We start from the raw sequence: 22,424 nt of genomic DNA, 5'->3' as shown, positions 1-22,424 counted from the left end.
CAATCCCGGCGGAAAGAAATTTTCATGACTTCGCATAGATACAATTTGCATCTCCGTGTGCTGCACCAGCATGGCATGACGCAACAGGCTACATTCAGTTTCAGCGATGATACGGAACTGGGTGAGGAGCAGTTCGCCGAGTTTGTCCCTGAAACGGAACGCGCCTGGTTAGCCGAGATGCGCTGTACCGTTTGCTGGCGCTCGTTCGGGATTTCAGGAGGCGGGTGGTGGCTCGTGCGTAATAGCGAGCGTTGGCTGTGTTCCGTGAACGACGTGCCGCTGGAGTATCAGCACAGTGTGCCGTTGCAATCGGGAGACCGGATTGAACTGGGGATGCTGCATTTGCAAGTCGTCGACATCGATCGGCTGTCGTTTGCGCAACATGGTGCGGTGCCGGCGATCAATCCTGATGCTGCATATGCCGATACTTTCCCGGCAGCGCTGCCGGCCACGAATTCAGGTGCGGATGAAATCGCAGCATCGCTGACCAGTTTGATACGTGGCAAACACGCTCCGCTTGTTCCGGCACGGGGGGCGGATCCGTTTGATATCGTTCCGGAATCCTTGGTAACGGCATCTGCTGCGGCGATGCCTGCACGTACTTCGCCGCCCATGCTGAGCGATCGGGATATTATCGACGGAAAGCATCTTGATCCTGCTTATATTATGCAGACTAAAACCAACGTATCCAACTTGGATGCATCGGTTAATTCCAAGCCTGATTTTCCACCTGATGCATATCATGACGAAGTGAATCAGGGCGGTGGCGACGGTATTGTCCGCCGCAGTACCGGCAGTAAAATCCTGGACGAGCTCGGTAAAGACTATATTCAGGCGATTCAAGACCCGGCCTCTTTGCATGCACAACGCAGCATGCAAGCCCTTCCTGAAATGACCAATGCGCCGCTAAGCACCCCGGCCGAACACGCCGTGCCCGTCGCGCTACATGCTTCGATAGAAGATATGGTGTCTGGCACGCTGAAAATTGACGACGTGTTACCGCTTATTGGCAGTGAGGTTTGGCAGTTGCCGCCCTCGGCGCCAGACCAAGAGGTATTGCGTCTGTTTGCCAAAGGCATCGCCATGCCGGCACAACGCGCAAATTTACCTTCGCTGACGCGCCGCGAGCATCACGCTTTCAGTCCTGACAGTTCTTATTCAGCGGCGTCAGCGTCCGAGCCGGCCGAACAACAATCATCAAAGAATTCCAGGGACAGCGCCACCATATGACAACCAACCACGGACACATCATGGAAAAAGCAGCCTGGCGTCACCCCGTTTCGGATGACAAAGCCTCACAAAAACATGTCGCGCCTCGCCAGCCGAATGCGCATCTGCTACCGACCTTATTCGACCGCCTGCGCGACGACGAACCCTTGCGCAGTGCCGAAGCGCCCGGCGAATATACGGTGACGCGCGCGCAAATGCGCAAGATCATTCAGCGCGACCTGGCCTTTTTGCTGAACACGGCGAATATGGAAGATCTGCTGGATCGCAACCGTCACGCACTGGCTGCGGCTTCCACCATCAACTACGGCGTGCCGCCACTGGCTGGCAGTTATTTGTCCGAGCATAAATGGGCCGATATCGAACGGCGCCTGCGCCGCGCCATCTTCGACTTTGAACCGCGCCTGATACCGGACTCGCTGCAAATCGTGCCATTGATGAAAGAAGGCGCCGAGCGGCAATACAACGTGTTGCTGTTTGAAATTCGCGGTGCGATTCGCATGGATCCTTATCCGATGGCCTTCATGGTGCAAAGCTCGGTGGATCTGGAGACCAATCGGATGTCGGTAGACGACAAATGAAAGCCTGGTTCGGCCGTGTTGCGAAACAAACTACGAAGCAAACAATTACTCTTAGGTAAACATTGCATGGACCCACTCCTTCTCGACTATTACAACCGCGAGCTCGTCTACATGCGCGAACTGGCCGGCGAATTTGCGCAACAACATCCCAAGATCGCCAAGCGCCTGGGCATGCATGGCATCGAAGTGGCCGATCCGTACGTGGAGCGCCTGATCGAATCGTTCTGCTTCATGTCGGCGCGCATGCAGATCAAACTGGATGCCGAATTCCCGCGTTTTACGCAGCGCTTGCTGGAAGTGATTTACCCAAATTACGTCTGCCCGACACCGTCGATGGCGGTGGCGCAGCTGCATCCGGATCCGACAGAGGGCGATCTGCGGCGCGGCTTCAAAGTGCCCAGGCAAACGGCTTTCCATGCCAAGGTACCGCAAGGAGAAAAGACGGCTTGCGAATTTCGCAGCAGTACCGATGTCAGATTGTGGCCGATTAAAATCACCTCTGCGAGGTTGACCGGTACACCACCGGATCTGCCGTCGATGGATCGGCATTTGCCGGCGCATATCCAGGTGCAGGGGGCATTGCGCCTGACGCTTCGGATCGATGGCGAGTTGAATTTCTCCGATTTGCAGGGACTGGACAGGTTACCGGTTTATCTGTGCGGCGAGGAAGGAATGGCATCGCATCTGTTTGAATTACTGCATACCGGCGCAGTGGCAACCTTCACCGGCACACCGGGTGCGATCGCCGACAATCCGCATGTGGTAGTCAAGGATGCGCTGGCGCATGAAGGCTTGCAGCCAGATCAAAGCTTGTTACCGCTGCAGTGGAACACCTTTCACGGACACAATCTGTTGCATGAGTACTTCGCGTGTCCGAGTCGCTTTTATTTTTTTGCGTTGACGCAATTGGCGCCTGGTTTAGCGCGGGTCACCGGCAAAGAGGCCGAGATCGTGATTCTCCTGTCCAGGCCACCGGGCAATTTAACCAATCACGTCGATGCACAGCAGTTTGCGCTGCATTGCACACCGGTGATCAACTTGTTTCCGAAGCGGACCGACCGGGTCGAGTTGAATACGGCGCAAGAAGAATTCCATTTGGTGCCGGATCGTGCGCGGCCGATGGATTACGAGGTGTTTTCTGTGGAATACATCAGTGCTCAGGCGGATAAGAATGCCGAGCCGATGGTGTTTCGCCCGTTGTTTCAAACCTTGAATCAGGACGAAGGGAATTTCGGGCGATATTTTTCGATGCGCCGCGAGCGCCGGCTGACCTCGTCCACGGCACGCAAATACGGCACGCGCACACCCTATACCGGGACGGAAATTTTCCTGTCGCTGGTTGATCAGAACGAAGCGCCGTATTCGGGGGATTTGTCGCATCTGGCAGTCAATGCATTGCTGACCAACCGCGACTTGCCCGGATTGGTGCCGCGTAACGGCATATCCGATTTGACGGTAGCCGATTCACTGCCGGTCGCCAGCGTACGATTGATCCGGCCGCCGAGCTCGCCGCAGGCACCCTTTGCCGAACGCGAACTGGCCTGGCGCCTGATCCGCCAACTGGGCTTTAACTATCTGCCATTGACGGACATGAACGGGCGTGAAGGTGGGCAGGCATTGCGCGATATGTTGCGTTTATTCGTGAATGGCGAGGACTCGGCGCAGATGCGGCAGGTACAAAGCCTGATCGGATCTGAGGTGGAGCCTGTTACCCGGCGCTTGCCAGGCAAAGGTCCGCTCGTCTACGGACGCGGCGTTGCTTGCAAGTTGACAGTGGACGAAACCGGTTTCTCCGGCGCCAGCCCGTACCTGTTCGGTTTGATACTAGAACACTGGCTGGCACGTCATGTATCGATCAATGTGTTTACCCAAACCGAATTGCAATCGATGCAACGCGGCTTGGTTACGCGTTGGCCGGTGCGCATGGGTGGCCGGGGAGTTGTCTGATGTGGAACATTGAGCAAGATGCGCATGTTGAGGCGAACCAGGAAGCCGTCGGCACGGCAACCTGGCGTTATCGTTTGATCGATGTCGCGGTCTACCCGTGGAGATATGGGTTTATCAGCCTGCTGCGTGCTACGGCCGCCCAGCATCCGCACCTGCCGCCGATTGGACGGGCAACCTTGCCAAGGCAGGAGCCGTTTCGGCTTGGCCAGCGGCCGTCGATGACATTCTCCCCGCGCGAAATTGCCGCGGTGGATCCACATGTAAAACACCCGCAGATTCGCTTGTTCGGATTGGGCATGCTGGGGCCGAACGGCCCTTTGCCGATCCACTTTACGGAAATTGCAAAGGACCGGCTGGATAACCGGCATGATGCGACGCTGGTCGATTTCCTGGATAAATTTCACCATCGATACATGACGCACATGTATCGGGCCTGGTCGCAAGCGCAGGCGGCGGCCGGACTGGATCGCGCCGATGACGAGCAGTTTTCGCAATATGTCAGCCGCCTGGCTGGCAACGATCCGGTGAATATCCGGTCGTCACCGTTGCCTCCTCATGCTCGCATGGCGGCCTCCGCGCATCTGGTGCGCGAGGCCAGGAATCCTGATGGCCTGGCGATGACGCTGGCGCATTTTTTCGGCGTGCCGGTGCAGATCGAAGAACATGTACTGCACTGGATCAGCGTTTCATCGGACGAACATACGCTGCTCGGACGCGCATCGGTTGCGACTGTGATGGGCGAGGGCGCTTTGTTGGGGGAGGCGGTTCCGGACCGCCAGCATAAATTTCGCATTGTCATCGGTCCACTCTCGCTGGCCCAATATCTACATCTGACACCGCAGGGGCGTGATCTGCCGTTACTGGTGGAATGGGTGCGGGCTTTCGTCGGGCTGGAGTATGGGTGGGAAGTCGAACTCAAGGTCGCCGCCGCAGCCGCCACGCCGGCACGCATCGGCGGCGCTGAGAAATTGGGATGGGCAACCTGGCTGGGAGACAGTGATACGACACGGGCTGCAACCGGCATGGTTTTCGAACCTGAACAATACATGCGTCAGGGTAGCCGGTTGACACAAGGCGGGATGGGAATATAGAGATGTTCAATAAATTGACGCAAACACTACAAAACCTGATGGGCGCGACGCCGGAATGGCTGGCGCCGTTATCCGATACGGCGCCATGCGGCCCGAATCTGGAGTACGACTCCGAATACATGTTGCTGATGGCGAAAGCCGAGCCAAAGAGCAGCGCCCAATACGGCGATTTTGTCGACATGCCGGAAGCACCCAACTGGGCGGAGATCGAGCGTGATTGCCGCCGCTTGCTGTTACGCTCACACGACATCACGTTACTGACGCTTTTGTTGCGATGTCGCACGCGCGGGGCGCAAGCGGCCGGTTTGCATGAAGGCATGGCCATGCTGGTTGGCTTTCTGGAGCACTATCCCGAGTTCATCCATCCGCAATTACTGATTGACGGTGAACGGGATCCGGCGCTGCGCGCAAATGCGCTTGCTGCTTTGGTCGATCCAGACGGCCTGCTATCCGATATCCGTGAGATCACGTTATCCAAAAGCTTAGCCATGCGCCTGCAGGTGCGTGATGTAGAACGCGCCTTCGCTTTGCCGCGTCCGGCCGATGCTTTGTCTGCAGAGGTAGTGCAACGTCAACTGGCCGATTTGCATCATGCGCGGGATGCTACGTTGAAGGACTTGGCCGAGACATTGTTACTGCTTGAGCGATTGCAAAAATGGTGCCATGACAATTTGCCGGAGCACGCACCGGATTTGTATCCGCTGATTCGCCTGCTGGGATTGTTCGGGTCGAAGTCGAACGTAGTCGTGCAAAAACCGCATGCCAAGGTAAATGCAGCAGTCCCGTTAGTTGCTGGAGCAGAAGCCAGGCACCCGGCTTTCTCCCCAAGCCACATCCACAAATACTTGAATGTATTCAATGAACAAGGGGGTACATCAATGACTCAGACCATACTTTCCAGCCACCCGATAGATGGGCGCCAGGCGGCCTTGCAATCGATCCGGGATGCGCGAGAATGGTTCGAGCTGGCGGAGCCGAGCAGTCCGGTTGCGGTACTGCTGCGCCAGGCAGAAAAAATGGTCGGAAAGCGATTTTCCGAAGTGGCGCAGTCGATTCCACCGGATTTGCTGGAGCGCTGGGAGCAGGATTGATGCGGGCCGCGACTGGATGACACAAGGCAATATCTTCCATTTGGGAGTATGCTAATTAGTCTGCACCAGTTACTCTGCATTCATCCCTCTAAAATTTACCGGTAAGAGCCCCAAATGGAAAAACAACGGGAGAAACTGCGCATCACAAACGAGCCAACTGAGTTGGATGTTCCTCTCGTTCACCGTTTTCTGTCTGAAGAATCGGCATGGGCGCGCGGAATCCCGCTCGCCACTGTCGAAGAATCGATCCGCCACTCCCTGAATTTCGGCCTGTTTTCCGGTCCAGCGCAAGTGGCTTACGCACGCGTCGTCACCGATTACGCGACGTTTGCCTACCTGGTTGATGTCTTCGTGTTGGCCGAGCATCGCGGTAAAGGTTACAGCGCCGAGCTGATGGCTGCGGTCATGGAGCATCCCCGGCTGCAGGGACTGCGGCGCTTCATGCTGGCGACCAGCACCGCCCACGGTCTGTACGCCAAATTCGGCTTCACAGCGCCGCTCAAGCCGCAAGCGCTGATGGAGCGTTTTGCGCCGGATGTGTACGTGAGCGCGGGCTGATTTGTTCCACCGTACAAGCTGCAGACCTTTGCATGGTTTATAGTTGCATAGTTCATAGTCAATTCATCACTTCACGCCGGCGCGCCGCACCACATCACCATGTATATCCCCAAACACTTTGACGAACCGAGAATCGAAGTCCTGCACGAACTGATTCGTGCGCGGCCGCTGTCGACGCTGGTGACGCTTTCCTCGGGCGGCCTCAACGCCAACCACATTCCCTTGCTGTTGTCGGCGGAAGCGGGGCCTTTTGGTACCTTGCACGGGCACGTGGCGCGCGCTAATCCGGTCTGGCAGGATTTTCAGAAGGAAGTGGAAGTACTGGCGATATTTCATGGCCCGGAAGCTTACATCACCCCCAACTGGTATGCGACCAAGGCTGAAACCGGCAAGGTGGTGCCGACCTGGAATTACGCGGTTGCACACGCCTACGGCACGTTGCGCATCATCGATGATGCCAGCTGGTTGCCAACGCATCTGGCAGCGCTTACCGCGCACAATGAAACGGCTTTCCCGGCGCCTTGGAAATTTTCCGACGCGCCGGCTGACTACACAGAAAAACTGATAGGCGCGATTGTCGGCATCGAGATTGTGATTACGCGCTTGTCCGGCAAGTGGAAGGTTAGCCAGAACCAGCCGGCGCAGAATCAGGCAACGGTGATTGAGGGCTTGCGTGCACAAGGCAGCGAAGAGTCGCTGGCCATGGCGGCACTGGTTGAGGCGGGTAAGACTGCGCGTTAGAAGGCGATTCCAGCGAGGCATTCTGCGGAGCTTTCAGCGTGGCCGTGCTGTACTATCGTAACCTTTCAATGAAACCCGCTTGCACAGCATTCCGCCTGTATTCAAAACTCATGTCACGCAAACAACTAGCGCATACATTTGCTTCTCATCTCACGTTCGGGGCCGGCAGCCGGTTTTGGTTCGGCCTGATGCTGATGGCCGCGACAGCTGCGCCGATCGTCGCGCATGCGGACGATATCGAGGAAGAGACTTGGGGCATCAAAGGCCAGGCCACCTATATCTGGCAGAAAAAGCCTTCTTTCGATGCAGCTTATTCGGGAACAAATAGCTTAGGCACGCAGGCCGAAAAGGGTTATTCCTTTTCCGGCACGCTGTTTTTGGGCGTGCGGCCATGGCGCGGCGGCGAGTTGTACTTCAATCCGGAAGTCGTGCAAGCGGTGCCCATGTCCGGCCTGACCGGCTTGGGCGGGATGATGGATTCGGAACAGCAAAAGGGCTGCAGCCCGAATCCGACCTTTTACCGTGCAAGATTGTTCTTGCGCCAAACCTGGGGTTTCGGCGGCGGCAAGCAAGCGCTTGAATCGGCGCCCAACCAACTGGCCGGGATGGTGGATAAACGACGCCTGGTACTCACCGCAGGCAATCTTAGCATCATCGATATTTTCGACAGCAATGCTTATGCCCATGATGGTCGCACCCAATTTTTGAACTGGGCATTGTCGGCGTATGGCGCCTACGATTATGCCGGCGACACGCGTGGCTATACCTGGGGTGCCGCAGCGGAATATTATTACGACGACTGGGTTGTGCGCGGCGGCAGATTCATGGTGCCGCTGGAATCCAACGGCCAGCGCCTGGATACCCGCCTGACCAAATATCATAGCGACCAGATCGAGCTGGAACATGATCATGTGATCGGTGCCCAACCCGGGAAAGTGCGCGTGCTGTTTTTCCGTAACAAGGAAATCATGGGCAGTTTTTCCGATGCCGTGGCTTACGCAGCGCTCAACGGTGGTACGCCTGATGTGGCTTCGGTGCGTAAAGGGCAGATTAAACATGGCTATGGCGTTAATCTGGAACAAAGCTTGCGCGACGACATCGGCGTCTTTGCCCGGGCCAGCCGCAATGACGGCAAAACGGAAACTTACTCGTTTTCTGAAATCGAGCGTTCCTTGAGTGCGGGGATTGCGCTCAAGGGCAGCAGTTGGCATCGTGAAAATGACACGGTCGGCCTGGCGTTGATACAAAACGGCTTAAGCAAAGCGCATCAACAGTATCTGGCAGCCGGCGGTCTTGGTGTGTTTATCGGCGACGGTCAGTTGAACTACAGGCCGGAACGTATCCTGGAAGCCTATTACAGTTTCAGCGTGTCGAAAGGCGTTTCATTAACGGCCGATTTGCAGCGTTTTTATAATCCCGCCTATAACGCCGACCGCGGGCCGGTAACGGTAGGCTCGCTGCGGCTGCACGCTGAATTCTAGCTCGGCTTCGGGTCTTTGGGTAATCAGCTGCCAAGTGTACTGGCGCGCCGTAGCAGCTCGACTGGCAGCATCACGTGGGGTTCGACCTGAGCATCTTCCAGCAATAGCTTGATGCCCATCCGGCCCATGGTTTCCTTGTCCACTGCCAGCGTGGTTAATGGCGGAGTGGAGCTGCTGGCCGCATCGATATTGTCGAAACCGACAATCGCGATATCTTCCGGAATTCGCAGGCCGCGCGCCTGGCACGCATTCATGACAGCCAGCGCGGTAGCGTCGTTATAGCAAAACACGGCATCGGGCGGAGCATCGGATTCCAGCAAGCTTTGCATCGCGGCGGCGGCATGCAGAGGGAGTTCCGGGCCTGACGGCAAGGTGATCTCCATGCGCGGGTCGAACAAGCGGCCCGCCTCGAACAGCGCCTGATGGTAGCCTAGCGCGCGTTGCGCAATACTGTAGTGAGACAAGGGTCCGCTGATGAAAGCCACTCGTTGCCGGCCAAGTTCTATCAGATGACGGGTGGCGGCCAGTGCGCCACTCAGGTTGTCTGAGATCACGGAGCGGAAGCCGGGAGCGCACAAGTCGATCAATACCATCGGCTTGCCGGTCCGTGCCAGTAACTCCAGCACTTCCGGTTCCATGAAGCCGGCCACTGCCAGCGCATCGGGTTCATGCAGGCGGATCTGTTCCATCACATTGTCGGCGGGGCCGATGGACAGCACGGTCGGCACGATGCTGCGCTCGCGGCAGGCGGCTTCCACGCCGTGCAACACTTGCGAAAAAAACGGGCTGGCGACGAAATTGTTGTGCTGGCGATGTTGCAGGAAGGTCAGGCGCCGGATTCTTCCCTGGCGCAGGTTGGATTCGTTATAGCCAAGCTGGGCCGCAATTTTTTTTACGTGCTGGCGCGTTTGTTCGGTCAAGCCGGGCTGCTTTTTCAAGGCGCGCGATACGGTGCCGATGGATACCTTTGCTATCGATGCGATATCCCGAATCGTTGGTCTCATGATTTCTTCCTGCGGGTTGGCGCATGCATTTGCCTGAGTGGTGGCCGCTGCTTGCCGCCGGCGTCGCTGTTACCCAGGATTGTTTTCATTGGGTAGTAATGTATAGTAAAAAAAATTAATTTACAATTTCCCTTAAGAATAAAATCGCATAACATATTGTTATATATGGATTTATTCGTAATTCGTTAAATAAATCAGTTTAATAAACCTGTTAAATTTCGATTTCTCGACAAGAGCGGAATGAGGATTTGCTGAACAACAATGCCGGAAACAAAAATGGCGGATGACCTGGAACGGTCATCCGCCATTTTCATTATTACCGGGTCTCTATTGCGGCTTCAGATGCTTAGCTAAAAATCCTTCCATCGCCGTATAAAAATCAAAGCGATTTTCCTCGTTGTGAAAACCATGGCCTTCGTTATCCTTCACCATGTATTCGACCGGTACGCCACGCTTGCGCAGGCTTTCGACGATCTGGTCGGATTCCGCCTTGTTGACGCGCGGATCGTTGGCGCCTTGTGCAACGAATAGCGGCGTCTTGATGCGGTCGGTATGCAAGGCTGGTGAGACTGCCGTCAGCAAATCCTTGTCCTTGACCGGACCGCCGACCATTTCATGCATCTGGTCGAGGAACGGTTTCCAGTACGGCGGGATGGTTTTCATGAAGGTAAACATATTCGAGACGCCGACATAGTCGACCGCCGCCGCGTACAGATCCGGCGTGAAGGTGACGCCGGCCAGTGTCGCATAACCGCCGTACGAACCGCCGTAGATCGCCACCCGCCTGGGATCGGCGATGCCTTGCTGAACCAGCCATTGCACGCCATCGGTGATGTCATCCTGCATGGTCTTTCCCCATTGCTTGAACGAGGCTTCCCAGAACCCGCGGCCGTAGCCGGTCGAGCCGCGGTAGTTCATCTGCAGCACGGCGTAGCCGCGGTTTGCCAGCAATTGCACTTCCGGGTTGTAACCCCACACATCGCGCACCCACGGGCCGCCATGCGGGTTGACGATCACCGGCAGGTTTTTCGGATCTTTACCGAGCGGCAGCGTCAGATAGCCGTTGATGAGCAAGCCGTCGCGCGCCTTGTATTGCACCGGTTTCATCACCGCCATGTCGTGTTCGGCGATGGCGGGATTGATATCGGCCAGCTTGGCCAGCGTGCCGGTCTTGCTGTCGAACAGGTAGCGGCTGCCTTGGGTACGGTCATTGTAGGCCGCCACGATCCACTTCGATTCGTCCTTGGTGTGCGACTGCGTGATGATTTCGTAGCCGGGCAGTTTTTCTTGCAGGGTTTTGTGCAAGGCTTCGCTTTGCGGGTCGAGGTATTTGTATTGGGCTTTCCAGGTGGTATAGCTGATCTCGGTCAGCACCTTGCGCTTCTTCGAGTAGGAAAGTCCGTCAACGTCGACTTCGTGATTTTCATACAGCACCTGTTCTTCCTTGGCTGTTTCCGGATCGAGGATGACGATCGCCTGCTTGTCGCGGCCAAGGTTGGAGGATGCGTAGAGCTTCTTGTTATCGAAAGTAAAGAACAGCGGGCTGACCGAATCCTTGAAGGAAGTCGTCAGCACGGTTTTGAACGGTTCGCCTTCCGTAGCGCGATACAGCAGGCTGGTGTTGACGCCGTCGGAAGTGGTCGCGGCGCGTACCTTGCCGTCGTGATCGGTAATCCAGGACTGGATGGTGCCAGGGTTTTGCGCAACAAGTTTTTCAGCGCCGGTCTTGACGTTGACGCGATAGACATCGAATACTTCAGCGTTGCGCTTGTTATGGCTGACCAGTATTTCTTCCTTGTTGTCCTCCAGGTCATCGACAATCTGGGCTCGTACCTTGGGATACGGTGTCAGGTCTTTGAGGCCTTTACCGTCGCGGCCCACCGATACCACGTGAAAATTCTCATCGCCGCCGAAATCCTTGGCGAACAGGAGGTGGTCGTCGCCTTTCCAGAAGTAGCCGCTGATGTCGCGTGCTTTCTCGGAGGTGATGCGCTGCGGCGCTGCATCCGAGCCGACGGTTTTGACGAAGATGTTCATGCGTCCTTCCCAGGGTTGCATGAAGCTGATGTATTTGCCGTTGGGTGAAATCTGGAATCCGCTTTGCTCGGGATTGCGGAAGAAGTCGCGCACTGAATATTGCTTTTGCTGGCTAGCTGCCAATGCATCCCCGCCCAGCATGGAAAAACTGAAACATGTTGCGGTAACCACTTGATAAATCGAGCGCATCAAAAACCTCCAAAAAATACTTCGAGCGGGTTCTATTGAATTTCCATTATATGGATAAATTGGAAACGTCTCTCAATCAGTCAACATCTGAAGCATATGTCTGGGACATATCGACATGCGAAATCGTTCGTTAGCGATTGCCGGAGCCTGTGTGAAGACCGTGTTTTATTGTCAGGCCAAAATCCACGGAGAAAAAATGCGTCGCAAATAACGATTACGCCGTGAAGGCGGGTTTGTCATTGCAGCGCGATGCGATTGCGGTTGAGGAGGCCAAAGGCCCTTATGCCAATCTGATTGTCGCGCGGGCGGAAGACAAAGACAAACCTTGGGTGAAGAAACTGGTCAAAGCCTACCAGTCGGAGCAGGTGCGGCAGTTTATCGAAGCGGAATTCAAGGGCCCCCTGATTCCCGCATTCTGATCAATTATCGAACAGGCGGCCCAGTTCGACACCCGGCTGTGGAGCGCGCATGAACGCCTCGCCCACCAGGAATGCATTGACGTTGGCGTCGCGCATGAGTTTGACGTCGTCCCGGGTGTGAATCCCCGATTCGGTCACGACCAGCTTGTCCGCAGGTATCTGTGGCAACAAGCCCAGCGTGTTTTGCAGTGAGGTGTCGAAAGTGCGCAGGTTACGATTATTGATGCCGAGCAGGGCGGTTTTCAGTTTCAGCGCCGCTTGTAGTTCTTCCGCGTTATGCACTTCCACCAGCACGCTCATGCCCAGCTCATGGGCAACAGCTTCCATTTCCGCCATCAAGCCATGATCCAAGGCAGCGACGATCAGCAAGATAGCGTCGGCGCCCCATGAGCGGGCTTGATAGACCTGGTACGGATCGATCATGAAATCCTTGCGCAGGACAGGTAAGGCACATGCGGCGCGCGCTTGTTGCAGATACTCGGGGGCGCCCTGGAAAAACTGGATATCGGTAAGCACCGACAAGCAAGCCGCACCGTGCGCTGCGTAGTCGACCGCAATCTCGGCCGGCCGGAAATCTGCCCGAATCACGCCTTTGGATGGCGATGCTTTCTTGACTTCGGCAATCACGCCGGCATGGCCCGCTGCAATTTTTGCACGCAGGGCTGCTTCATAAGCGCGCAAACCGGCGCGCGCTTCTGCGTCGGACTCGACGTCACGGCGCAGGCTGGCAAAATCTTGCTGTTTTTTTGCTGCAGCAACTTCATCCGCTTTGACAGCGAGGATCTTATTCAAAATATCTGACATGGTACTTGTCCTTTACAGCGTTTTCGTTCTCTTTAACCGCGGTTACGAGCGGCCGGCGGCGGCGATGGCTTGCGTGGCTTGCACGAATTGATCGAGTTTGGCTTTCGCAGCACCCGAAGCGAGAACGGCGCGCGCTTTATCCAGGCCATCGGCAATCGAACTGGCGACACCGGCTGCGTATAAAGCTGCGCCGGCGTTGATGGCGACGATATCGCGCGCCGGGCCCGGCTGGTCTTCCAGCGCTTCCAATACCCGTTGTTTCGACTCTGTCGAGTTGGCTACTTTCAGATTGCGGCTGGCAATCATTTGCATGCCAAAGTCTTCGGGATGGATTTCGTACTCGCGAATTTCACCGTTCACCAGTTCGCCTACCATGGTGCCGGCTCCCAGCGAGACTTCATCCATATTGTCGCGACCCCACACCACGATGGCATGTTGCGCGCCCAGGCGTTGCAGCACGCGCACCTGGATCCCGACCAGATCGGGGTGGAACACGCCCATCAGGATATTCGGCGCGCCGGCCGGATTGGTCAAAGGACCAAGGATATTGAAAATGGTGCGCACACCCAATTCTTTGCGCACCGGCGCCGCATGCTTCATCGCTGCGTGGTGATTCGGCGCGAACATGAAACCGATGCCGGTCTGCTCTATCGATTCTGCCACCTGGGCCGGCGTCAGGTTGATATTGGCGCCGAACGATTCCAGCACATCGGCGCTACCGGACGAAGACGATACGCTGCGGCCGCCATGCTTGGCCACCCGGGCGCCAGCGGCGGCGGCGACAAACATCGAGGCAGTTGAAATGTTGAAGGTTTGCGCACCGTCGCCACCGGTGCCGACGATATCGACCAGGTTGGCGGTGTCGCGGCAGGGCACAGGCGTGGCGAATTCACGCATGACTTGGGCCGCTGCGGCAATCTCGCCGATGGTTTCTTTTTTGACGCGCAGACCCATGGTCAACGCCGCAATCATGAGCGGCGACATTTCACCCTTCATGATGCGACGGAACAGCGACAGCATTTCATCGTGAAAGATTTCACGATGCTCGATACAGCGCAACAGAGCTTCTTGATCGGAGATAGACATGACTTCCTTGCTACGAAATACGATTTACGATTTACGAATTAGAGCGGTGGCACCGGCTCAGTTACCGGTGCGCCGACGCTAAAGGCTCAGGCAGCTCTTTGAACGAAATTACGCAGCAAGGCGTGTCCGTGTTCCGACAAGATCGATTCCGGGTGAAATTGCACGCCCTCGATATCGTATTCCTTGTGCCGAACGCCCATGATTTCGCCGTCTTCGGTCCATGCCGTGATTTCCAGGCAAGCCGGGATCGAACTGCGCTCGATGGCCAGCGAATGGTAACGAATCACCGTAAACGGATTGGGCAAATCCTTGAATACGCCGACGCCGGTATGGGTAATCGGCGAGGTCTTGCCGTGCATGACCTTTTGCGCGCGGATCACCTTGCCGCCGAATGCCTCACCGATCGCCTGATGGCCAAGGCAAACGCCGAGGATTGGCAACTTGCCGGCAAATTGCTGCAACAGGTCGACGCAAATCCCGGCTTCCTTCGGGCTGCACGGGCCTGGCGACAGGCAGATGCGGTCCGGCTTCAGCGCGTTGATTTCATCGAGCGTGATTTCGTCATTGCGGAACGTCCGCACATCCTCACCCAGTTCACCGAAGTATTGCACCAGGTTGTAGGTGAAGGAATCGTAGTTGTCGATCATTAGCAGCATAGTAGTTCTAACCCATTGATTTTGTTTGGGAGTTCTGCCCGCAGGATGCTTGCTTGCACTATATGTTGTTCTGTTGTTACAACATTAATGCAAAAATTTCACGGGCAACACTAAATCAGCCCTTAATTATAGGACGTAGCGTGGTTTTGGCTTTCCACCAACCTTGATCTAGGGACGCCATCGCAGCTGCTGCGTCGCAAGCTGGATAAAGTTGGCAGTGAGGCGGGATGTATTCATCTATGGGGATAGGGTTCAGTGCAAGCACATGTCGTTGATGCAAAGTATAGCGTCATGGCGGCAAAGCGTGGCAATAATCATGATCAAAAACAGGAATATCAAGGAATATCGAGGTATATCGAGATCGGTCCGGTTTTCGGTGCTACGTTGACAAATGCGTCTTTGATTCCTAAGATTTATTCTCAAGCGTGCTCGCAGCAGGCCGTTTGTGTACATCGGATTTGCGCAATCATATTGCTGCAATGAAGGAGTTCACCATGTCACGCAAATACATCGATTGCCGCGAATATCCAAGCGATAGCAACTGTTCAGTGGCGATCGCCGCAGATAGCGATGAAGAATTGCTGGCGGCGGCAGTCCAGCATGCAGTCAGCGTTCACGGTCACAAGGACACACCGGAATTACGTAGCCAGCTTGGGCAGTTATTCAAGGAAGGCACACCGCCGCTGAAACTCTGACCAAGGGCAGCATTGCTCCGGATCAAATTTCCCCGTCCAGACCGTCTTGTACCTGTTCCGCCGCGCGCAATACAGCGCGCGCCTTGTTCTCGGTTTCCTGCCATTCCATCTCAGGCACCGAATCGGCGACGATGCCGGCTGCCGCTTGCACATACAGCATGCCATCCTTGATGACGCCGGTGCGGATCGCGATGGCGACATCCATTTCGCCGCCGAACGACAGGTAGCCGCAGGCGCCGCCGTAGATGCCGCGCTTGGTCAGTTCCAGCTCGTCGATGATTTCCATCGCCCGTACCTTGGGCGCTCCGGACAGGGTGCCGGCCGGGAAAGTGGCTTTCAGCACATCCAGGTTCGACAGGCCGGATTTGAGCTCGCCTTCGACGTTGGAAACGATGTGCTGCACATGTGAATATTTTTCGATCACCATCTGATCGGTGACCTTGACGCTGCCGGTCTCGGCAATACGGCCGATATCGTTACGCGCCAGATCGATCAGCATCACGTGTTCGGCGATTTCTTTCGGGTCGGCCAGCAGTTCGGTGGCCAGTTGCGCATCTTGCTCTGGCGTAGCGCCGCGCGGGCGGGTGCCGGCCAGCGGACGGATGGTGATTTTGCGTTTGGCCTCGCCGTCTGCCTTAGGCGCCGAGGTTTGCTCATTGCGCACCAGGATTTCTGGCGATGCTCCGACAATCTGCATGTCGCCGAAATTGTAGAAATACATATACGGCGACGGATTCAGCGAGCGCAAGGCGCGATACAGCATCAGCGGCGAATCGACATAGGGTTTCTTGATGCGCTGTCCGATCTGGACCTGCATCAAGTCGCCGGCCATCACATATTCCTGGGCCTTGGCGACGGCCTTCAGATAATCTTCTTTTTTGAATTCGCGGATGATTTCGGTACGTACCGAAGCCGAGGTAACCGGTGCATCGGCCGGACGGCGCAGCATGTTGCGCAAGTCTTTCAGGCGTTGCCGTCCTTTGGAGAATGCTTCCGGCTGGGTCGGATCGGCATACACGATCAGGTACAGTTTGCCGGACAGGTTGTCGATTACCGCCAGTTCTTCCGTCAGCAGCAATTGAATGTCGGGCAGGCCCAGATCATCCTTGGGTGTCGAGTTTGCCAGGCGCTTTTCGATATGGCGCACCGTGTCGTAACCGAAATAACCAGCCAGACCACCGCAAAAACGTGGCAGGCCAGGGCGCAGCGCCACTTTATAACGGGACTGGAATTCGGCGATGAAATCGAGCGGATTGCCTTCATGGCTTTCGATTACCTTGTCGTCCTTGATCACTTCAATCCGCGTGCCGTAGCTGCGCAACAGCGTCGATGCAGGCAAGCCGATGAAGGAGTAGCGGCCGAAGCGTTCGCCGCCGACTACCGATTCAAGCAGGAAAGTGTTTTTACCCGTGTGCTGGGTTTGCGCCAGTTTCAGGTACAGCGTCAACGGCGTTTCAAGATCGGCAAAAGCTTCTGCGATCAGCGGAATACGGTTGTAGCCTTGCGTGGCCAGCGATTTGAATTCGAGTTCGGTCATGTTCTTCTCCAGGTCGCTATTGTAAAACAGCGGTGGTGTACTACAAAAAACGTTGCTTGCGATTAATCTTTATTGAATAGCAGGCAGCAGCGATCGGCGGACTTACTTAGTTAGTCCAGGATTGCCAGCGTCGCCATAGCCAGGCCTCAGGGGCGGCTAGTGGGACTTGATGTTTTTTGTCGAGAAGCATGAGAGATAGGGCCGTATTAAATAAGTCGATTCAAGTCGATTCAAGTCGATTCAGTGGCTTATATTTTGTGCAGCAACAAGCAGCGAAGCGACTATACCATCGGAATCGACGTCTTGTATAGACTCGCCGTGATTGTAGCCATAAGGCACGTTAAACACCGGGCAACCGGCGGCGCGCGCGGCCTGGGCGTCGTTGCTGGAGTCGCCGATGGCGACGACTTGCGCCGGTTGCAGCTTGAAATCGGCGCACACTGCCAGCAGCGGCATCGGGTCCGGCTTTTTCAACGGGAAGGAATCACCGCCGTAGACTACCTCGAAATAATCGCGTAAACCGGTTTTTTCCAGCAGCGCCACGGCGAATGCCAGCGGCTTGTTGGTGACGCATGCCAGTCGCAAACCTTTGTCCTGCATCGCTTGCAAGCCATCCACCACACCTGGAAAGAGCTTGGCATAGCTGCCGTTGACGACAGCATAGTGGCTTTGATACGAATCCAGCGCCGCGTCAAAACGCTGCTCCACTTCCGTCGGCGGATAATCGACGCCAAGTACGCGCCGGATCAGGTTTTCGCTGCCCTTGCCGACAAAATCGATAATCGTTTTTTGCGGCAATGGCGCCAGTTCCAGTTCGGCCCGCATGCGATTGACGGCGACATGGAAATCCGGCGCGGTATCAAGCATTGTGCCGTCCAGGTCGATGATGGCGGCGGCGATGCCCTTCAGGGCAACGATTTCAGGCGGGGCTGCTGAACTTGCTGTACTCATGTTGATGCCAACTGGGTCCGCATGGCGTCGATCACGGCTTTATAGTCCGGTTTGCCGAAGATGGCCGAACCGGCGACAAAAGTATCGGCGCCGGCTTTTGCGGCTGCGGCGATATTGTCGATTTTGATGCCGCCGTCGACTTCCAGCATGATCTCGCGGCCCGAGGCGTCAATTCGCTGCCGTGCTTCGGCGATTTTCTTGAGCGCTTCCGGAATGAACGATTGGCCGCCGAAGCCGGGATTGACCGACATGATCAGGATGATGTCGATCTTATCCATGACGTAATCCAGGTAACTCAACGGCGTGGCCGGATTGAACACCAGGCCGGCCTTGCAGCCGTTGTCGCGGATCAGTTGCAGGGAGCGGTCGACGTGGTCCGATGCTTCCGGGTGGAAAGTAATGATGTTGGCGCCAGCCTTGGCAAAGTCGGGAATGATGCGGTCCACCGGCTTTACCATCAGATGGACGTCGATCGGCACTTGTACATGCGGCCGGATTGCTTCGCATACCAGCGGCCCGATGGTCAGGTTAGGAACATAATGGTTGTCCATCACGTCGAAATGAATGATGTCGGCGCCGTCACGGACAACATTGCGTACTTCTTCACCCAGGCGGGCGAAGTCGGCGGAAAGGATACTGGGAGCGATACGATAGGTTGGCATGGCGGACAAATCCAGAAAAGGGCGCTAAAAGAGCGCTATTTTACCCTTTAGCCTTGCGCCTGGCTTTCTGGCAGCTTGCGTCCCGGGGTAAATTCGTGTGCAATGGCCCTCTAGTCACAACTATGCCTATCCGCAACAGGAGGCTAGTTCAATCGAGGAAACCAGCATGGCCGCCTATGAATTTACCGTTACCGTCAGAACCCAATACCTGGAAGAACAATCTGAGCCTGACAGTTCGCACTATGTATTTGCCTATGCGATCACGATCAAGAACACCGGGCAAGTCGCGGCCCAATTGATTTCACGTCATTGGGTGATTACCGACGCGAACAACCATGTCGAGGAAGTGCGCGGCCTGGGAGTGATCGGCCACCAGCCGTTGTTGCAGCCGGGCGAACAGTTTGAATACACCAGCGGTACTTCGATGGCGACGCCGCAAGGTTCGATGGTGGGCGAATATTTCTGCGTAGCCGAGGACGGCGAGCAATTCGAGGCACGGATCCCGGAATTCATCCTGTCCCTGCCGCGCACGCTGCATTGACCGCATTTAGATTGACTGCATTTAGATTGAATCTATTGGTCCTTGCCCTTGTCTTCTGGTGGCAATGACTTCGCGGGCGGTTTCCGATCCGGCTTGCGGCCGGAAAACATGGTCCACCAGACAATGAATGCGAAAACGAAGAAGGCGAAGCACGCTTCGAGAGCCACTAACCACATAAAGAATCCTAAATGCTATTTAAACGTATCAGTCTACCTGCTTCTGCCTTAACTGCCTTAATCATCGGACTCAGTTTAGCTGCCTGCACCACCACCCCAATTACACCGCCGGCGCCGCAAACGCCGCAAATTGCGCCGCAACCCGGCACTCCGACTGCGCCATCCGCCACGCCTGGCGCAAATTTGCGCGCTACCACCTTTGCCGCTTTGCCAGGCTGGGGTAGCGATGATTTGCGCCAGGTGTTGCCGGCTTTCCTGACTTCATGTTCAACCTTGGCGCGCAAAAGCGACTGGAAAGAGCCGTGCGCCATTGCCGCGGGCCTGGATGGCAACAATGAAAATGCAATACGCATTTTTTTCCAATCCTTCTTCACGCCTTATCAAGTTGTCAACGCTGATGGTACCGATAATGGCTTGGTGACCGGTTACTACGAACCTTTGCTAAAAGGCGCCCGCAAGCGCGGCGGCCCCTATCAAACACCTATTTACCGGGCGCCGGACGACTTGATCACAGTCGACCTGGCGAGCGTCTATCCCGAATTGAAGGGCTTGCGTCTGCGCGGCCGCCTGGTGGGTAATAAGGTGCTGCCGTATCCGAGCCGTGCCGAACTGGACAAATCCGGGGTTCTGGCGGGTAAGGAAATCTTATGGGTGGACGACCCTATCGATGCATTTTTCCTGCAGGTGCAGGGTTCCGGCAGGGTCCAGCTGAATGACGGCAGCAGCATAGTGCGTGTCGCTTATGCCGATCAAAACGGTTATCCCTACAAGTCGATTGGCCGTTATCTGGTCGATAAAGGGGAGCTGACCCTGGCTCAGGCTTCGGCGCAAGGGATCAAAGCCTGGCTGGCGGCCAATCCGGGCCGGCAACAGGAGTTGCTGAATGCGAATCCTAGCTATGTCTTCTTTAAGGAAGAGAAAGTGCTCGACCCGAGCGTCGGCCCCAAAGGTGCGCAAGGCGTGCCGCTGACGCCGCTGCGTTCGATCGCGGTAGATCCACAATTCGTGCCTCTCGGCACGCCGGTGTTCCTGGCGACCACGCAGCCGAATAACAATGCGCCGTTGCAGCAGCTGATGGTGGCGCAGGATACTGGCGGCGCTATCAAGGGGGCGGTAAGAGCCGACTTCTTCTGGGGTTTTGGTAGTGAGGCGGGTGATAAAGCCGGCAAGATGAAACAGCGCGGCATGATGTGGCTGTTGTTGCCAAAGCTGGCAGCTTCGCGTTAACGCATTAAAGAATGACGATATGGCAGGTAAGACTCGACGCCGCCAGGCGTCGAGTTGCCGTGCTGGTGAAAAACTCAGCGCAGAACCAGCACCGGGATAGTCGAGTGCGCCAGTACCCGTTGGGTTTTGCTTCCTAAGAACAGCCGGCTCAGGCCGCTGCGCCCGTGCGAAGCCATGAAAATAGCGTCGCAATGATATTTTTCTGCTGCGCTGATGATTTCTTCGTCCGGATTGAAGGCTTGTGCTGTCAGCATTTCGCAGGGAACGCCTGCATTCCTGGCGGCATCGGCGACTTTTTGGACGTTGAGTTTTGCTAGCGCCAGCATGTTTTCTTCATAGGTGCCGGGATCGGTCGCCATGGTGCTCTCCGCCATCGGCGAGAACGGGTAAGGTTCGGCAACTGAGAGGGCGATTATCTTACCGCTGCTGAATTTGGCAAATTCAATCGCTGTATTGATGGCCTTGTCCGACAAATGGGAGCCGTCGGTAGGTACAAGAATGGTTTTGAACATGGCTTGCCTCCTTCTGGTGGAAAAAGGTGTGTCGGTCAAAATCGGGCGATCTTGTCGGTAATCGGTAATGGTAATCAATAATGATCAGTAATATACAGTAGCGTTACGTATATATAGACAGTCTGAAAACAGGAAGATTCCTTGGAAGACTGTTAAGTATCTGGCTTACAGTCATCCTATCCCTTATCTGGCAGCGCTACAATTAAGTTTATTCGACTCACGTAAATGGGATCTGCTATGACATACGAAAATATTCTGGTTGAAACACAGGGAAAAGTTGGTCTGGTCCATCTGAATCGTCCTAAGGCCCTGAACGCCTTGAACGATCCGTTGATGAGCGAATTGGGCGACGCTTTACTGAAATTCGATGCTGATCCTGAAATCGGCTGCATCATCATTACAGGCAGCGAAAAGGCATTTGCCGCCGGCGCCGACATCGGCAGCATGGCCCAGCTGAGCTATATGGATGCATTCAAAGGCGACTTCATCACCCGTAACTGGGAGAAAATCCGCAGCGTGCGCAAGCCGGTGATTGCTGCTGTGGCAGGGTTTGCCTTAGGTGGTGGCTGTGAGCTGGCGATGATGTGCGATTTCATTATTGCGGCCGACAATGCCAAATTCGGCCAGCCGGAAATCAAGCTGGGCATCATCCCCGGCGCCGGCGGCACCCAGCGTTTGCCGCGGGCAATATCAAAGTCCAAGGCGATGGACATGTGCTTGACCGCCCGCATGATGGACGCCGCTGAAGCCGAGCGCGCCGGCCTGGTGTCGCGCGTGGTTCCGCTGGAACGGCTGCTGCAGGAGGCAATGGAAGCGGCAATCGTGATTTCCTCGATGTCGTTGCCGGCAGTCATGATGATCAAGGAGTCGGTCAACCGCGCCTATGAAACTACTCTGGCAGAGGGTATCAACTATGAGCGCCGGCTGTTCCACAGCACCTTTGCCACAGAGGACCAAAAGGAAGGCATGCAGGCGTTCCTGGGGAAACGTTTACCTGTTTTTAAAAATCTTTAACAAATCGCTTGCCATAGGGCGAAAGGGTTTGCTATAGTTCGCCTCCCGTTGAGAACGACGCGAAAGAAGTGAAGCAGCTGAGAGGTAAATAGGCTGTTTTTGCGGGCGGAGTTTGAGGGGGAAAAGCGGGTTAGGAAGTTGTGGTGGCAGTAAAAAGTTTTTCGGTGAGTAGTAAAAAAGTAGTTGACGAAAAACTG

The 22,424-nt window shown here is 55.8% G+C and carries 22 protein-coding genes and 1 pseudogene; 13 read left to right on the top strand and 10 right to left on the bottom strand.

Annotated elements, in window-relative coordinates:
- The first annotated feature begins 24 nt into the window (after positions 1-24).
- The 8 genes from KHU29_RS20535 (at position 25) to KHU29_RS20500 (ending at position 8,717) form a co-directional block, all read left to right on the top strand.
- Positions 25-1,230, top strand: coding sequence for a TagK domain-containing protein (locus KHU29_RS20535; RefSeq protein WP_211455190.1), 1,206 nt, complete (start codon positions 25-27; stop codon positions 1,228-1,230).
- A 20-nt stretch (positions 1,231-1,250) separates the two neighbouring features.
- Entirely contained in the window at positions 1,251-1,808 is a 558-nt protein-coding gene (gene tssE / locus KHU29_RS20530) for a type VI secretion system baseplate subunit TssE (RefSeq protein ID WP_211455189.1), read from the top strand.
- 66 nt (positions 1,809-1,874) lie between these two features.
- Positions 1,875-3,755 carry a type VI secretion system baseplate subunit TssF gene (tssF, locus tag KHU29_RS20525; protein ID WP_211455188.1) on the top strand — a complete coding sequence of 627 codons (1,881 nt, stop codon included), beginning with the start codon at positions 1,875-1,877 and terminating at the stop codon, positions 3,753-3,755.
- Positions 3,755-4,846 (top strand): type VI secretion system baseplate subunit TssG, encoded by a 1,092-nt coding sequence (gene tssG / locus KHU29_RS20520; RefSeq protein ID WP_211455187.1) that lies wholly within the window; start codon positions 3,755-3,757, stop codon positions 4,844-4,846. Before tssF ends, tssG begins: the two co-directional genes overlap by 1 nt.
- A gap of 2 nt (positions 4,847-4,848) precedes the next feature.
- On the top strand, positions 4,849-5,937 hold the full coding sequence (locus tag KHU29_RS20515; RefSeq protein WP_211455186.1) for a type VI secretion system protein TssA: 1,089 nt from the start codon (positions 4,849-4,851) through the stop codon (positions 5,935-5,937).
- A 114-nt stretch (positions 5,938-6,051) separates the two neighbouring features.
- Positions 6,052-6,495, top strand: coding sequence for a GNAT family N-acetyltransferase (locus tag KHU29_RS20510; RefSeq protein ID WP_211455185.1), 444 nt, complete (start codon positions 6,052-6,054; stop codon positions 6,493-6,495).
- Between the two features lie 99 nt (positions 6,496-6,594).
- The gene (locus tag KHU29_RS20505) at positions 6,595-7,236 is read left to right on the top strand and encodes an FMN-binding negative transcriptional regulator (protein ID WP_211455184.1); all 642 of its coding nucleotides are present in this window, start codon (positions 6,595-6,597) and stop codon (positions 7,234-7,236) included.
- A 110-nt stretch (positions 7,237-7,346) separates the two neighbouring features.
- On the top strand, positions 7,347-8,717 hold the full coding sequence (locus KHU29_RS20500) for a carbohydrate porin (protein ID WP_246542365.1): 1,371 nt from the start codon (positions 7,347-7,349) through the stop codon (positions 8,715-8,717).
- A 23-nt stretch (positions 8,718-8,740) separates the two neighbouring features.
- Here KHU29_RS20500 and KHU29_RS20495 read toward each other — a convergent pair whose 3' ends face one another.
- Positions 8,741-9,721, bottom strand: a complete 981-nt coding sequence (locus tag KHU29_RS20495) for a LacI family DNA-binding transcriptional regulator (RefSeq protein WP_211455183.1) — start codon at positions 9,719-9,721, stop codon at positions 8,741-8,743.
- A gap of 327 nt (positions 9,722-10,048) precedes the next feature.
- Positions 10,049-11,938, bottom strand: a complete 1,890-nt coding sequence (locus KHU29_RS20490) for a S9 family peptidase (RefSeq protein WP_425514501.1) — start codon at positions 11,936-11,938, stop codon at positions 10,049-10,051.
- A 215-nt stretch (positions 11,939-12,153) separates the two neighbouring features.
- Between KHU29_RS20490 and KHU29_RS20485 the strand changes: the two are divergent.
- Positions 12,154-12,366: pseudogene (locus KHU29_RS20485) on the top strand (MetQ/NlpA family ABC transporter substrate-binding protein); the annotation flags it as partial.
- Here the strand turns inward: KHU29_RS20485 and trpC are convergent.
- The 3 genes from trpC to KHU29_RS20470 form a co-directional block, all read right to left on the bottom strand.
- Positions 12,367-13,170: an indole-3-glycerol phosphate synthase TrpC gene (trpC, locus tag KHU29_RS20480; protein WP_211455182.1), complete on the bottom strand. Its 804-nt coding sequence runs from the start codon at positions 13,168-13,170 to the stop codon at positions 12,367-12,369.
- A gap of 42 nt (positions 13,171-13,212) precedes the next feature.
- Entirely contained in the window at positions 13,213-14,256 is a 1,044-nt protein-coding gene (trpD, locus tag KHU29_RS20475; protein WP_211455181.1) for an anthranilate phosphoribosyltransferase, read from the bottom strand.
- An 86-nt stretch (positions 14,257-14,342) separates the two neighbouring features.
- On the bottom strand, positions 14,343-14,912 hold the full coding sequence (locus tag KHU29_RS20470; protein WP_211455180.1) for an anthranilate synthase component II: 570 nt from the start codon (positions 14,910-14,912) through the stop codon (positions 14,343-14,345).
- Between the two features lie 494 nt (positions 14,913-15,406).
- Here KHU29_RS20470 and KHU29_RS20465 point away from each other — a divergent pair, with 494 nt between their 5' ends.
- The gene (locus KHU29_RS20465) at positions 15,407-15,607 is read left to right on the top strand and encodes a DUF1059 domain-containing protein (protein ID WP_211455179.1); all 201 of its coding nucleotides are present in this window, start codon (positions 15,407-15,409) and stop codon (positions 15,605-15,607) included.
- Between the two features lie 22 nt (positions 15,608-15,629).
- Here KHU29_RS20465 and trpE read toward each other — a convergent pair whose 3' ends face one another.
- The 3 genes from trpE to rpe form a co-directional block, all read right to left on the bottom strand.
- Positions 15,630-17,144, bottom strand: coding sequence for an anthranilate synthase component I (gene trpE, locus KHU29_RS20460; protein WP_211455178.1), 1,515 nt, complete (start codon positions 17,142-17,144; stop codon positions 15,630-15,632).
- Between the two features lie 240 nt (positions 17,145-17,384).
- Complete coding sequence (locus tag KHU29_RS20455; protein ID WP_211455177.1) at positions 17,385-18,095, bottom strand: phosphoglycolate phosphatase; 711 nt, start codon at positions 18,093-18,095, stop codon at positions 17,385-17,387.
- A complete protein-coding gene (gene rpe, locus KHU29_RS20450; protein ID WP_211455176.1) occupies positions 18,092-18,757 on the bottom strand; it encodes a ribulose-phosphate 3-epimerase in 666 nt (221 codons plus the stop codon). Before rpe ends, KHU29_RS20455 begins: the two co-directional genes overlap by 4 nt.
- A gap of 166 nt (positions 18,758-18,923) precedes the next feature.
- On the opposite strand from rpe, the gene apaG reads away from it, so the two are divergent.
- Positions 18,924-19,298 carry a Co2+/Mg2+ efflux protein ApaG gene (gene apaG, locus KHU29_RS20445; RefSeq protein ID WP_211455175.1) on the top strand — a complete coding sequence of 125 codons (375 nt, stop codon included), beginning with the start codon at positions 18,924-18,926 and terminating at the stop codon, positions 19,296-19,298.
- A 188-nt stretch (positions 19,299-19,486) separates the two neighbouring features.
- Positions 19,487-20,701: a murein transglycosylase A gene (gene mltA, locus KHU29_RS20440; protein ID WP_211455174.1), complete on the top strand. Its 1,215-nt coding sequence runs from the start codon at positions 19,487-19,489 to the stop codon at positions 20,699-20,701.
- A 74-nt stretch (positions 20,702-20,775) separates the two neighbouring features.
- Here mltA and KHU29_RS20435 read toward each other — a convergent pair whose 3' ends face one another.
- Positions 20,776-21,213, bottom strand: a complete 438-nt coding sequence (locus KHU29_RS20435; protein WP_211455173.1) for a universal stress protein — start codon at positions 21,211-21,213, stop codon at positions 20,776-20,778.
- Between the two features lie 237 nt (positions 21,214-21,450).
- Here KHU29_RS20435 and KHU29_RS20430 point away from each other — a divergent pair, with 237 nt between their 5' ends.
- Positions 21,451-22,227, top strand: a complete 777-nt coding sequence (locus KHU29_RS20430; RefSeq protein ID WP_211455172.1) for an enoyl-CoA hydratase — start codon at positions 21,451-21,453, stop codon at positions 22,225-22,227.
- Here the strand turns inward: KHU29_RS20430 and KHU29_RS20425 are convergent.
- Positions 22,204-22,424: hypothetical protein (locus KHU29_RS20425; RefSeq protein ID WP_211455171.1), on the bottom strand; the 221-nt coding region annotated here is incomplete at its 5' end. The two genes, KHU29_RS20430 and KHU29_RS20425, sit on opposite strands and share 24 nt — an antisense overlap.

This window comes from Collimonas antrihumi, from assembly GCF_018304965.1.
In the GTDB taxonomy this organism is placed as follows: domain Bacteria; phylum Pseudomonadota; class Gammaproteobacteria; order Burkholderiales; family Burkholderiaceae_D; genus Collimonas; species Collimonas antrihumi.
Note: the sequence above shows the minus strand (reverse complement) of the source record. Positions and strands in the feature narration are given on the sequence as shown.